Genomic DNA, 14,468 nt, shown 5'->3' with positions numbered 1-14,468 from the left:
CACTAACATAACAATACTAAATAGAAAGAATGGATAGGATATCATAATATGAAAATAAAACAATTGATTGCAAACAATATCAATAACTTAAATTCACTACTACCAGTAGATAAATCATTAGGAATTGCTGGTTTATCTGGGTCTGGTAAAACAACTTTTTGCCAAACAATTGGGGAGGAATCCAAGAAACGTCTCGTTTCATTATTACCAAAGGCTGAATATCAGTATTTATTCCCTACTATTATGGAAACCAATTTTAGTGCCATCAAGATGGAAGAAATGCCTTTGGTCCTTTTTCTCGGAAAGTCATCCATTTCATCCAATCCACGTTCTACCATTGGCACTCATACTGGTGTGTTTAAAGAGATTCGAGATACTCTTGCTGAGCAATTTAATGTATCTCCAGAAGTTTTTTCATTTAATAATGAATTAGGCTGGTGTACCGCATGTAAAGGACGTGGTACTACCAAAAACATTGTATGTAAAAAGTGTGATGGTATGCGCTACAATTCAGAAATTCTTCAAAAAAGAATAGTATTATTGGATCAACCCCACAATATTTCAGACATTAACAACTTAAGTATCGAAACGATTCTTGCATTATCTAAAGATTTACAAATTAGTGAAGCGAAACAACATATTCTTAAGAATACTATTAATATGAACATTGGTTACTTGACATTAAATCGTATAATGGGCACATTGTCAGGCGGGGAATTAACACGTCTTTACTTAGCAGAATTTATGGCAGCAAGTGAAAATACCGTCATAATTATAGATGAAATCTCCGTAGGGCTTGACCAACAAACACTATTGAAAATTTTAGAACAGATTAAACAATTGGGTTATAAAAATCAAATTTGGCTTATTGATCACTCAGATACAGTGCTCGACACAACCGATGAGCAGTTGTACTTTGGACCTGGGAGTGGAAAATACGGCGGAAAAATTGTTCAAGAATCTCCGCGTCCTGAGCCAATCACTCGTGAACGAAATGAAGAAATGCCAACAAAATTCTATCATTTTCACGATCTATATAGTCGTAATATACAAATGGCTGAAATCCAAATTCCACAAAATCGAATTGTTACTTTTACGGGAGAGTCAGGGTGTGGTAAATCTACACTGGTTAATGAATGTATAGCCAAAGATTTTGTAAAGCGATATCCAAAAGATAAACTTGTAATGGTGGGGCAAAATCGAAACCAATCAATTACAAGTCGGTCAACAGTTGCGACTTTTCTTGATATAAAAAGAAAACTTACAAAATATAGTGAAGATATCGATGATATTTTTCTGCGCTCGATTGAAGATATTATTGATGAACTGCCAAATGAAGATATCGTTCATAAAAGATTGAGCTTATTGATCAAGCTTGGTCTTGGTTATTTGACGTTGGAAAGAAAAACACAGTCCTTATCGAATGGTGAATTTCAATGTGTTCATTTAGTTTCTGAGCTGTTTGCCAATACAAGAAACCCACATACGCTTTTCATATTTGACGAGCCTTCAAAAGGATTATCACAGAATATATTAAATCAATTCATTGATAGCGTTAGGATCATCCTTGATGACGAGTCTGTTTCTATCATAATGATAGAACATAACTCGTACATGCTTGATAACTCAGATTTTATCGTGGATTTTGGTAAAAGACAGCATTCACCTGTAGAACATCTTGCTGTTGAGAGTAATGATGAATACTATCTTAAGCAAAACAATGAAGATAGCATTGATTCATTACACATTGCTTCTAAGGTCCATCAACAAACTGGGATTAACTACTTAAACGAAAATCAAATCGCTTATTTTAAAGATGCTGAAAACGTCTATAAGGGAGGAATATTAAAAAGCCTATCCTCAATGGCACGTTTGATATACGGTGAGTACGAATCTGATAAAATTGCACCGGTCATCGCCATTGATCTAGAACGTCATTTATATAGCCAATATAGTTTCCTTTATGAAATTGGGGGACTGATCAACCATATAGTAGCATCACATCCCACCAATAAAGATACGAGAAATTTCGATTTTTATTATCAAGACAATCATTGCCCGAGTTGCTCGGGACGCGGGGTAATAGAAGAATTTGATTTTGATGTGGTTATTCAGGATAAAACGGTGCCATTCTGGGAGGGCCAATTGCATCCTGATGTAATGGAAGTATTAAAATACTACCAATACCCAAAATTAGAGTTTTTATTTGGAGAGATAAAAAATGAACTTGGTCATGATATAAGTAAAAGTTATAATGACATGTCGGAAGAAGAAAAGCATACATTTTTGTACGGATACTGGGACAAGTCATTTTATGATAAAGCAGGCAAGACACAAAGAACATGGCAAGGCTTTAATAACATAATTGGGATGTATATGTTCATTTCGAAATCGATTATAAAAGAGCATATGAAAGCATCTAAAGAAATGATTACTTGTCCTATCTGCAAAGGCTCTATACTTAAACATCATAAACAGCTCAAATTTGGCGATGTGGACATTAGAGAGATTATTAAACAACCGCTTAACAAAGTTATAAAAACAGTAGGAGAACTACCTGAACTAGTAAAATTAAAAGCTATTGTTGGAAGCGAAATGATTTTGACAGAAGATGTCTCACTGTTGCCTAGAGAAACACAAGTATCCCTTAAAATGCTTGAATTAGAACTTGCAAGCTTTGCTGGTTATGAAATTGTACTACAAAATGTATTACCATTCTGGAACAGCATTAAGGAAAATATTGAATCTATTAGTAACAATAATAAGGTAACCATCTGTGATTTTGACAATATTAATGAAACTAGAGAAACTATCATTGATAAGTATTTCACTAATGGAAAATACAAAAAACTAACTTATGTATACGAAGCATTCGGATACAAAAAACTTGTTACCCAAACTAATAAGATAAAGAAAAGTCATCCATGTCCATTCTGTAAAGGAAAGAAAGTCATAGCTGAAGATAATCTACATGACGGCGTGCATAAATTAACGATACCTTGTGTAAGTTGTAATGCTACTGGTATCAATGTTGAGGGACTAGAGGAAGTTGTGGAAGGAGTATCAGTTAAGACTTGGCTTACCGGAAAAGTTAGTGATGTTGTTAATGGAAGTACAAGTCTTAAATCTGTTACAGATCTTTTAATTTTCAAGCGTATTCGCGAGTTAAACAAAAAGGAAATGATGGCAATTTACCAATACCTTGAGCAAAATAATTAAATTGGGACAAAAATCTATAGCTAGTGATAAAACTCATTTGCATTAATTGCGAATGAGTTTTTATGTTATTCAAGATGTTCTGTTAAAGTATTGGTAAGTATGTTTTAACAGAACATGTTAATTGAGGAATAATTATGTTTTTTAATATCTAAATATTTCGTTTTTTATCACAAGTTTTTTTAGGAGGAATTATTAGTGACTATTATTTTTAATAAGTTTTGCAAAGAAGAATTAACGATTAGTGATATACAAGATGCAATGGAAAAAGGGGACCTAACATCAAAAGAATTGGTTATGTATTACCTATATAGAATCGCAAAGTATGACCAAGATGAACCAAACATAAACTCAGTACTTGAGATAAACCCAGATGCTATTTTCATAGCTGAAGCAATGGATCATGAAAGAAAAATAAAAGGTATTCGAGGACCATTGCACGGAATTCCTATATTGTTAAAAGATAATATTGAAACATGTGACTCAATGCATACGAGTGCAGGTACTCTTGCGTTAGAGAATTATACTGCAAGCAAAGATGCATTTCTTGTTGAAAAGCTTCGTGAAGCAGGAGCAGTCATTTTAGGTAAAACTAATATGACGGAGCTAGCTAACGGTATGTCAAGTAAAATGTGGGCAGGTTACAGTTCAAGAGGTGGACAGGTATTAAATCCTTATGGAGATTCAGACCTTTTTGTTGGCGGTTCTAGCTCTGGGTCTGCAGTCGCTGTTGCTGCAAATTTCACTGTTTTATCCGTTGGTACAGAGACAGATGCTTCCATTCTTAGTCCGGCAGTTCAAAACTCAGTTGTAGGTATTAAACCAACAGTAGGCTTAATTAGTCGAAGAGGAATTATTCCTTTTACATACTCTCAGGACACAGCAGGCCCATTTGCAAGGACCGTTAGGGATGCTACGATTTTACTTACGGCTCTATCTGGTATGGATAGGTTTGATTCTGCAACATATAAAAGTGAAGGTAGAGTCGAACAGGACTATTCTATTTATCTAGACTCCAATGGTCTTAGAGGAGCTAAGATAGGTGTATTTAATAACGCAACTAGTGATTTTCTTAACTCAGATGAGTATGATGATGAATTATTTAATAATGTTATAGATTCGATTCGTGACCAAGGAGCTGAAATATTTAAAGATATTGATATTCCATCATTTCATAGAAATTGGAAGTGGGGAGTAACTCTATATGAGATGAAACATAGTTTAAATAATTTCCTTTCACAGCTACCACCTAGTCTACCTGTTCACTCAATTACTGAGTTAATTGAATTCAATAAAGGTATAAAAGATAAAGCACTTAAATATGGACAGAATAAATTAGAACAAAGAGAACCTCTCTCTAATACACTAAGAAGTCCAGAATATTTATTAGCAAAATTGGAAGATATATATTATTCACAGGAACAGGGAATCGATCTTACTTTGAAAAAATATGACCTCGACGCCATTCTTTTTCCGTCTTATATAGGATCAACAATTTGTGCAAAAGCAGGATACCCATCTATTGCTCTACCTGCTGGATATATGAAAAATGGAAGACCTTTTGGCATCACATTTGCAGGTACTGCATTTAGCGAAGGAAAATTAATTAAACTAGCATATGCATTTGAGCAGGCGACAAAACTAAGACTAAGTCCGATATTGCCATATGCTTAATACTTATACTTCAAATTGAATTGTTTTTATCTATGAAAATCAAACATATTTATCCAAACTCAGCATTTTTTAGGTAAAAGTGTTATACTCAAAATATATTTATTAAAGGAAAGAGAGGGGTTCTAATGGCTTCTACAACTCTAATGAATCTAAGTAGCACTGCTTTATATATATCTTTTATATTATATTTAATTGCTATCCTTCCTTTTGGACTATCTATTAAGTCAAAAACAAAATCTTTTGTTTATACTGGAATAAGCTTAACATCGTTAGGTTTTATATTTCAGATTTTCTACTTTATTTCCAGGTGGTATGTAATTGGCCATGCTCCGGTAAGTAATTTATATGAATTTATGACTTTCTTCGGCATAATGCTTATTGCAAGTTTCCTCATTTTGTTCTATATGTACCGCCAATCTATTATCGGTCTTTTTACTCTCCCAGTCGTACTATTAACTTTAGGCTTTGCAAATACATTTTCGAGTGACGTAACACCATTAATACCAGCATTACAAAGTGAATGGTTAACGATTCATGTGCTAACTGTAGCCTTTTCAAGCGCGGTATTATCTATTTCTTTTGTTACCGGTATAATTTATCTTTTAAAAGTAATTGCTCTAAATGAAAAAAGTATACGAGCATTCTTTTTAGAATTAGTTATGTATTTTTTAGTTACAGTCTTTGGTTTTATAATAATTACAGGTATATTTAGTTTTACGGATTACACTAAAACAATTACATTTGAGGATACTAACTCAATTCAAGAAACATTAGAATACAATTTGCCTATAATAGTTGCTCCATCAAATATAATAACAGAACAGGAAGGACTTACTGACGTTCCACTTTGGGTAAATGCAAAAAAACTAAATACAATTCTATGGTCATTCTTAGTAGGAACTGTACTCTATTTAATAATACGTCTTGTTACACGCAAAAGAATTATCTCACTTTTAAAACCACTCACAAATAAAGTAAATATTGACTTGATGGATGAGATTACGTATCGAGCTGTTGTTATTGGATTTCCTTTATTCGCTCTAGGAGGATTAATTTTTGCAATGATTTGGGCACATATTGCTTGGGGAAGATTTTGGGGATGGGATCCCAAAGAAGTTTGGGCTTTGATAACGTTCCTTTTCTACGCTACATTCCTACATCTGCGATTCGGTAAAAACTGGATTGGAGAGAAAAGTGCATGGATGGCCATTGGAGGATTTGGTATTATTGTCTTCAACCAAGTTTTTGTTAACTTAGTTATTGCAGGACTTCATTCCTACGCTTAATGATTTATTAGAAATAAATACGACTACGAATTTAAACTTGGATAATACTTTTGTTAAATATTACGATATTCCGGAATTTATGTTATCACAAAGTAAATAAAGCCTAATTTCTCAATGCCGAGAAGTTAGGCTTTTTCAATTTATGTTTCTTAATTTTGTAGATCCACATTTTCCAGACGCTTAAATTTCAATCCTAAGGTGCATAAGAATTCGGTCTTGAGATGTACTAATAATTTTTAATTATCTGTTAAATTTGTTGTATGAAAGTAAAACGAATATGGAGGTGACTTATGTATAACAGAATAATATGGAATGACATTTTAAAAAGCAAATTGATAACGTTGACTACAATGATATTTGTTGGTGCAGCTGCTATGCTTGTTTCGCTAGCGGCAATACTCGTCTTTAATCTTTCTGGCTCGTTAGATACACTTATGAAAAATGCTAAAACTCCTCATTTTATGCAGATGCATTCTGGTGAAATTGATACTGTGCGGCTTGAGTCCTTTGCTAAGCAAAATAGCAATATCAATAATTATCAGGTGGTTGAATTTCTTAACATAGACAGTGCCCAAATCATATTGGGCAATAATTCGCTTGCTAATAGTATTCAGGATAACGGCTTGAGTGTACAAAACGAACAATTCGATTATCTACTAGATCTTAGCGGTAACATCATCCATGTTTCCGACGGTGAGATTTATGTTCCAATATCTTATATGAGGGATAACACTACAAAGATAGGTGACCATGCAATCATAAGTGGGAAGGAATTTATCGTTGCGGGATTTCTCCGTGACTCCACTATGAATTCATCGCTATCTTCATCAAAACGATTTTTGATAAGCACCAATGACTTCGCAGAAATTAAAGACCTTGGAAGTATCGAGTATCTAATTGAGTTTAGGTTAAAGGATTACTCGGCGATAGGTGAATTTGAAGCAGATTATACTTCAGCAGGACTTGAAGCGAATGGCCCAACGCTTACCTATACGCTTTTCAAAACGTTGAACGCGATTTCTGACGGGATGATGATTGCAGTTATCCTTCTTGTAAGTGCACTTGTCGTTACCATCGCTTTTATGAGCATACGTTTTACGCTTCTAGCAAAAATTGAAGATGATTACCGTGAAATTGGTGTTATGAAAGCAATAGGGATTCATCTTTCGGACATCAAGAAGATTTATCTTGCTAAATATTCAGCTATTGCCGCGACAGGTAGTATTCTTGGTTTTATTATTTCGCTTATGTTTCAAGGAATTCTTCTTGAAAATTTACGGCTTTTTATGGGCAAAAGTGAAAATTCTTATTTTGCAATAGTTTTAGGAATCATTGGAATACTGATTGTATTTCTTGCAATTGTTGCTTATGTAAATGGAGTGCTCAAACGTTTTAGGAAAATCTCCGTTGCGGAGGCTATTCGCTTTGGTACTTCTCAGGAAAAAAAAGTTGTAGCTAAGCGTTTCTCCTTAGTTAGAAACAGACTGTATAGTACTAATATTTTTCTTGGAATCAAGGATGTCTTTACAAGAAAAAGACTTTACGCCACAATGCTTATGGTACTAGTGGTATCAACATTTATAATTATTGTACCGCAAAACCTGTTCAACACAATTTCTGAGAAAAGCTTCATCCAATACATGGGAATCGGCAACTACGATTTACGTATACAGACCAATACAGCTGACAAAATCAAAGATATTGTCAAGACAATAGACAGCGATAGTGCCATTTCAAAATATGTTGTTATGACAACAAAGACATTCAAAGTAAAAACGAGTAACGGATCTGAGGAAAACATTAAGGTTGAACTTGGTGACCATTCGGCATTTCCTATAGCATATTCTGTTGGCAGAGCCCCTGCAGCAGAAAACGAAATCTCTCTTTCATCGATAAACGCAGATGAACTGGGAAAAGAGGTTGGAGATGTTATGAAGCTGGTGATTGAAGGGAGGGGGAAGGATCTTAGAGTAAGCGGAATATATTCAGATGTCACCAATGGCGGCAAAACCGCAAAGGCATTATTCTCCGACAATACGACGAGTGTCATGTGGACTATCATTTGTGTTGAGTTTTCGGATAAATCTCTTGTCGATAGCAAGGTTTTAGGATATTCGGACAAATTCGATTTTGCAAAGATATCCGATATCGATGAATTTGTTTCTCAGACTCTAGGCTCGACAATAAGTTCAGTTCAAAAGGCATCCTTTGCTGCAATTGTTGTTGCGCTGATTATTACCGTAATAGTTACACTGTTGTTTATGAAAATGCTTATTGCTAAGGAGAGATATTCGATTGCCATCATGAAAGCACTCGGTTTTACAAACTCAGATATTAGGACACAGTATGCTTCTCGTTCTGTTTTCGTTCTCATTGTCGGAATTATTCTGGGTACTCTTCTCGCGAACACTTTAGGAGAAGAACTTGCTAGCGCACTTATCGCTTCGTTTGGAGCAGCAACTTTTAGTTTTACAGTTAATCCACTAACAGCATATTTTCTTAGTCCATTGATGATGTTAGTCGCGGTGCTTTTCGCTACAAAGTTAGGCACATCAGATGCTGGGCAAATAAATATTTCTGACAATATAAAGGAGTAGGCATATGAAAAAGATTATTATCGGAGATCACATTGTGAAATCTTTTGGCGTGAAAGATGATCAGCGAAATGTTCTTGACGGAGTGTCTGTTGAAATAAATGAGGGTGAATTTGTTGCAATTATGGGACCTTCGGGATCGGGAAAATCTACACTGATGTTTGCTTTAAGTGGAATGGATAGCCTCACTAACGGTAGAGTCATTTTTGATGGTATGGATCTAACGGAGATAGGGGAGAAAGAGCTATCAGAAATACGTAGAATAAAAATGGGATTTATATTTCAACAGCCAACGATGCTGAAGTATCTAAATATAATTGATAACATTGTTCTACCATCAATGCGAAATAACAGGAAAAATGCACCGAAAATAGCTGAGAAAGCACGAAAGCTTATGCGAAGAGTAGGTATTGGAGATTTTGAAAAGCGGGATATAACACAGGTTTCGGGAGGTCAGCTTCAGCGAGCAGGAATTTGCCGAGCGCTAATGAATAACCCCAAAATCATCTTCGGTGACGAACCTACTGGCGCGCTCAACTCTAAATCTTCGGAGGAGATCATGGACATATTTTCAGAAATCAACATGGAGGGAACTGCGCTTATGCTTGTAACACATGACGCAAAAGTGGCTGCTCGATCAGATCGTATTATGTTTATGCATGATGGAAAAATTGTGAGCGAATTGAAGCTAGAGAAATTTAACGGGAAGGATATAGAAGATAGAATCAACGAAGTTACAGTTAAAATGAGGGAAGTAGGAATATGACTTCACTTTAGTCTTATTCTCTCCTCCAATTTAACTACTTTCGGTGGATTTCAACACTTAACTAAGAGGCTGTTGATTGACTCCCGCCACCTCCACATATCCGAAATTTCAAGAAGATGCCATATTATGTGCTTAAAGCATAAAGATGTCAGATTACATCTTTATGCTTTATTATTTGGTTGACAATCTTATGCTTTAGAAAGTAAAGTGAGTTTTTTAAAACTTGTGCTCTCAAATGTTTTAAGTATATTTAAAGCCCGTAAAATTAAGTGTGGCACTGCTATAGTGGCTTTATTTTAGAAAACTTTATAGTTAATTCTTTTGCGACTTTAAGTATATCTTTGCCATAATGGCAAGGGTATACTTAATTTTGTTTTAGGGACTCTGGAAGGAAGGGATTAACGTTTGTTTTGTTGAATTTATTATACTAATAGATCAAAATACAAAAAAATGATTGTAGTAAGACCTATAAATAGGTAGTCAGAAACCATTTGTTAGAGGAGTTTGTGAAATGTTTCACTTAAACTAACGAAGCAGGTTAGTTGAAGAGCGTTGTTTAACTTGTGTTCAAGAATCGGGCCAAATTGAAGGATTCTAGTACTTTATCTTATATTCATTCACCCCAAAAAAAATATATAAAACCAAAATGGACGGAGTTTATCTCCAATGGAGGGATAATTGTTTAAGAATATAATTAAATCAGTAAAAAAACACTGTCAGTTATCGACAGTGTTTTTCTATTCATTATTGTGCGCCTAGGCCACCATCAACTACGAATTCTGAACCACTTGAGTAGGACGATTGGTCGGAAGCTAAATAGGTAACAAGATGTGTTACCTCTTCGATTTTACCTGCTCTACGAATTGGTAAAGTTTGCTCCAGCTCAGGTGAAACTAAATTTCTAGTCATATCAGTTACGATAAAACCAGGATGCACAGAATTTACTCGGATATTATAATCACCAAGTTCTAATGCGGCAGCTTTAGTCATTCCACGAACTGCAAATTTTGAAGCTGTATAAGCCACTTTTTTATAAGCTCCAACCATACCTGCTAGTGAAGAAATGTTTATAATGGAGCCGCCCCCAGCTTTTTTCATAGATTCAACGACAGCGCGCATACCTAAAAATACAGAGTGTTGATTCACAGCAATGACTTTTTGATAAGTACTAAAATCGGCTCCCTCAAGATTAACCCCAGGTACATCAATACCAGCATTGTTTACCAATATATTTATATTACCAAAAGCTTCAATCGAAGCTTGCACAACATCTTTCCAGTCATCTTCATTTGTCACATCATGCTTAATAAAACGTACAGAATTACCTAATTCCTGTGCAAGTGCTTGACCTTCGTTTTCTAAAATATCTGTAAAGATAACTTTTGCACCTTCATCAACAAATCGACGAACGTGAGATGCCCCCATACCTTTAGCACCGCCAGTAATAATAGCTACTTTACCATCTAATAATCCCATATCTATTTCCTCCTCAGTATTAACATTTATTTACTAAAGTAGACAACGGTGTGTCTTTAAATTATTCTATTATATGAAAGCGTTTTCCTCAATCATCAAAATTAGAAGGAATGTTGTATAGTGTACATTTATGAGTATAGTGTCGAAAAAATAATGATAGTTCTTGGAGGAATGTCAGTTGAAAAGTGTAGTTGACCCTCGTGTGGCTCGTACCCGCAGGTTACTTATGGACGCATTGGCAAATTTGATTACTTTAGAGGGGCATTCTGCTATTACAGTTCGTGAAATTGTTAGGAAAGCTGAGGTCAATCGTTCAACGTTTTACCTTCATTTTCTTGATAAGCAGGATATATTGACACAATTCCAAAATGATATATTGAATGAGCTGAAAGAATCAATGAAACTGACGGAATATTCCTATGAATCAGCTATAAATGAGTTCAAAAAATCAAATATACCGATTAAATCACACGTTACCATGTTTGAACATATACAGAAACAATCGTCTCTTTACAAAAAAATGTTAACTGAAAGTGAATTTCGTGGCCGTTTTACGAAAGAGATTATTAAACAGATTCTTCATTTTAGGGACAGTATTTTGGAAGCAACCTATATGGCAAATGGGGCAGTTGGAATTATTCTTTATTGGTTAGAAAATGGTATGAAGGAAACAGTCATAGAAATGAGTTTATGGCTTACAAAATCTATTTTGTTTCCTTTAGGAAAATTTGATAACTAAATTGTGAGTGGAAAGTATTTCGCAAATGTTACGAATAATATAAACGTCTATTTAATAGAGTGTTTTGCTAAGTTTGTGAAGTCTTCTACTTAAACTACCATGAAAATTAATTTCTTCAAGAAAAGAAAAATGAGAATACTTAAAAAGACCCCTGCTTAATCGTTTAAAAAAAGAGGAGAGCGAACATTAATAAGTCTATTGTTTTCGGTAGACTATTAGTATTGACTCAACTAACCATTTTCATTCTCTGTGGTGAAGCGCTGATTTTGCGCTTCATGGATGGCTAACGGGTGCTGTGCTTCAAGAAGGAGTAAACCCTTTTTTTCATATTGAACTAAAGCGGCAGTAATAACAACGTTCCAGTACATAGCAGAATATATAAAATCGTATATTAATATTTAGACTTTATTGTTTAACTAAAAGGTGTTGTTTATGATCTACAAAATTGTTTTTTTCGATGTTGACGGAACTATTACAAATTATCTGGATGGAACCATTTCGGATAGCAAAAAGAAAGCAATAAAATTATTAAAAAACAATGGAATAAAAGTTGTAGCTGCGACCGGAAGACCCTTATCGATGTGCAAAGAGTTAGTTGAATTAGGAATAGATACTTTCATTACAGCAAATGGTGGCTATGTAAAGCATAATACAAAAGTGATTCATAAGATTCCGATGGATAAAAAGATGATGTTGGAAGTCATTGAATTTGCAATGAAAGAAAATCATGCATTATCATACTATACCGAGGATTTTAGCATGAATGGCATAAAGGATTTAAAAGTACTTAAAGCATTAAAGGAAACATTATCATTAAGCGAGTATCCTAATACGAACACGTTAATTTATGATGAAGAAGTTTATTTAATGTGCTTATTTGCCAACGATGACGATGTTTTGAAATACAAAAACACATTTCCTCATCTCACTTTTAAAAGGTGGCATCCATATGTAGTAAATGTCCTACAGCATGATGTCTCAAAATCAATAGCTATTCTTAGGGTTTTAGACTACTTTGGAATTGACTGGTCAAATTCTGTAGCTTTTGGGGATGGAGAAAATGATGTTGATATGTTGGAGTTAGTAGGGTTAGGTATTGCGATGGGGAATGGAAATGAAAAATTAAAGAGTATTGCGGATTTTGTAACGAAGAAATCCAGCGAAGATGGAATTGAATTCGCACTTAAGCAGTATGGATTAATTTAAATTAACTAAACTAAACAAGCTAGTTGTATAAATGGATCTACGTCAAGATTCTGGACACAAAAAGATTAAGTTTTTTTCTGCACAACCACCATTCAGGAAGTGTTCCACATCCCAAGTAAATCGTCAAAGTGAAAAGAGCCTTTGACAATCTACTCGGGACGTGGAGAGATTAACCCATGGATGTTGTGCCTGAAAAATGTGGAGGGGGGATTGGCTTTTACCCCTAAGACTCAGGCTGCTGCGCGACACATTATTTCATACGCCTCTGGCGTTACAAAGCCGATGCTTCCATGAATTCGTTTGCGATTATACCAACCTTCTATATATTGAAATAGCGAGATTCTCGCATTCTCAAAGTATTCATATCGTTTTTGATAGACTTCTTCTTTTTTGAGTGTCGCATGAAAGGACTCGATGCATGCATTGTCATAAGGGCATCCTTTACGACTGAATGATGCAATCATTCCATATTTTTTTAACTGTTCTTGAAATGCCTCACTTGTATATTGAGTACCCAGATCCGTATGCATGATCAATCCCGGTGAAGGATTTTGGAATTCGACGGCACATTTTAAAGCATCCAACACGATTTCTGTGGTCATCGTACGGGAAAACTTGTAGCCTACTATTTTCTTTGAATGCAAATCGAGGACAGACGCTAGATAACACCAGCCATCTCGAAGCGTATGGATATACGTGATATCTGCCACCCATTTTTCATTGATTGTGGTTGTTGTAAAATCTTGCTTCAACACATTTTCTCGTTCTTCTACTAGTGCCTGTGTGCTTGCTGGACGGTATTTCTTCACAATGTTTGACTGGATGCCTGCTTGTTTCATCAGACGTTGGACTCTTTTTATACTGCAAGAATAGCCTTCTTTTAAAAGTACTCGATGTATTTTGGGGGCGCCATAGATACCTTTACTTACTTTATGAATGGCTATTATACGATCCAATATTGCCTCATTGGCCACGTGGTAGCTGTTCGGTTTCTTATGAAATGATTGATAATAGGTACTTTTAGGCATCTTTAAAATGCGACACATCACTTGTACTGGATGATGCCCGCTTTCATTTGTAATGTAGTCGATCAGTTCTTCATCCTCTATTTTCTCGCGAATATGGTCATAGCCTTTTTTAGGATTTCAAGTTCCTGTTTTAACCGTAGGTTTTCTTTTTGAATCATTTCTACATCGGATACAGTTAATTCCTTTGTCCCTTCGATTGTAGAGAGTTGTTTAATCCATTTATAGATAGTTACTTCTGAAACACCATATTCGCTAGATAGTTGGCTGACCGGGGTACCTGAGCTGTGAAGCTCCACTACTGTTTGTTTAAATTCTTGGTTATAACGTTTTTGACTCATAATACAGACACGACCTTTCGTTAGTTCAATTTTATTGACTTAACCAAGATGTGTCCATACATCTATACTACATTCAAAAGATTCATAAACCATTTAGATTATCTTCATCTAAATGGTTTTTTTATTGAACTAGTTGTACGATTGT

General features: G+C 34.9%; 9 protein-coding genes. 7 read left to right on the top strand and 2 right to left on the bottom strand.

The features are described from left to right. Positions 1-48 precede the first annotated feature (48 nt). From MKY29_RS09780 to MKY29_RS09760, 5 genes are all read left to right on the top strand, one after another. On the top strand, positions 49-3,219 hold the full coding sequence (locus MKY29_RS09780) for an ATP-binding cassette domain-containing protein (protein WP_340879656.1): 3,171 nt from the start codon (positions 49-51) through the stop codon (positions 3,217-3,219). Positions 3,220-3,414: 195 nt separating this feature from the next. Continuing rightward, on the top strand, positions 3,415-4,890 hold the full coding sequence (locus MKY29_RS09775; protein ID WP_340879655.1) for an amidase family protein: 1,476 nt from the start codon (positions 3,415-3,417) through the stop codon (positions 4,888-4,890). 125 nt (positions 4,891-5,015) lie between these two features. After that, a complete protein-coding gene (gene ccsB / locus MKY29_RS09770) occupies positions 5,016-6,176 on the top strand; it encodes a c-type cytochrome biogenesis protein CcsB (RefSeq protein WP_340879653.1) in 1,161 nt (386 codons plus the stop codon). Between the two features lie 290 nt (positions 6,177-6,466). Next, a complete protein-coding gene (locus tag MKY29_RS09765; protein WP_340879652.1) occupies positions 6,467-8,773 on the top strand; it encodes an ABC transporter permease in 2,307 nt (768 codons plus the stop codon). Between the two features lie 4 nt (positions 8,774-8,777). Then, entirely contained in the window at positions 8,778-9,536 is a 759-nt protein-coding gene (locus MKY29_RS09760; RefSeq protein WP_340879651.1) for an ABC transporter ATP-binding protein, read from the top strand. Positions 9,537-10,280: 744 nt separating this feature from the next. On the opposite strand, the gene MKY29_RS09755 is transcribed toward MKY29_RS09760, so the two are convergent. Continuing rightward, a complete protein-coding gene (locus MKY29_RS09755) occupies positions 10,281-11,012 on the bottom strand; it encodes a glucose 1-dehydrogenase (protein WP_340879650.1) in 732 nt (243 codons plus the stop codon). Between the two features lie 178 nt (positions 11,013-11,190). Between MKY29_RS09755 and MKY29_RS09750 the strand changes: the two genes are divergently transcribed. Then, on the top strand, positions 11,191-11,751 hold the full coding sequence (locus tag MKY29_RS09750) for a TetR/AcrR family transcriptional regulator (protein WP_340879649.1): 561 nt from the start codon (positions 11,191-11,193) through the stop codon (positions 11,749-11,751). 432 nt (positions 11,752-12,183) lie between these two features. Beyond that, on the top strand, positions 12,184-12,957 hold the full coding sequence (locus MKY29_RS09745; protein ID WP_340879648.1) for a Cof-type HAD-IIB family hydrolase: 774 nt from the start codon (positions 12,184-12,186) through the stop codon (positions 12,955-12,957). Positions 12,958-13,187: 230 nt separating this feature from the next. Here MKY29_RS09745 and MKY29_RS09740 read toward each other — a convergent pair. Then, a protein-coding gene (locus MKY29_RS09740) for an IS3 family transposase (RefSeq protein ID WP_340879647.1) occupies positions 13,188-14,323 on the bottom strand; the annotation gives its coding sequence in 2 pieces (ribosomal slippage) (positions 13,188-14,098 and positions 14,098-14,323; 1,137 coding nt in all). Between the last annotated feature and the right edge of the window lie 145 nt (positions 14,324-14,468).

This window comes from Psychrobacillus sp. FSL K6-2365 (assembly GCF_038003165.1).
In the GTDB taxonomy this organism is placed as follows: domain Bacteria; phylum Bacillota; class Bacilli; order Bacillales_A; family Planococcaceae; genus Psychrobacillus; species Psychrobacillus psychrodurans.
The sequence above is the reverse complement of the archived record's forward strand: the minus strand, read 5'-3'. Positions and strand labels throughout refer to the sequence as shown.

What these genes read in the sequence shown, in the direction of transcription:
- MKY29_RS09780 (WP_340879656.1), top strand. Translation starts at nt 49, where the DNA reads ATGAAAATAAAACAATTGATTGCAAACAATATCAATAACTTAAATTCA.
- MKY29_RS09755 (WP_340879650.1), bottom strand. Translation starts at nt 11,012, where the DNA reads ATGGGATTATTAGATGGTAAAGTAGCTATTATTACTGGCGGTGCTAAA.
- MKY29_RS09765 (WP_340879652.1), top strand. Translation starts at nt 6,467, where the DNA reads ATGTATAACAGAATAATATGGAATGACATTTTAAAAAGCAAATTGATA.
- MKY29_RS09760 (WP_340879651.1), top strand. Translation starts at nt 8,778, where the DNA reads ATGAAAAAGATTATTATCGGAGATCACATTGTGAAATCTTTTGGCGTG.
- MKY29_RS09745 (WP_340879648.1), top strand. Translation starts at nt 12,184, where the DNA reads ATGATCTACAAAATTGTTTTTTTCGATGTTGACGGAACTATTACAAAT.
- ccsB (WP_340879653.1), top strand. Translation starts at nt 5,016, where the DNA reads ATGGCTTCTACAACTCTAATGAATCTAAGTAGCACTGCTTTATATATA.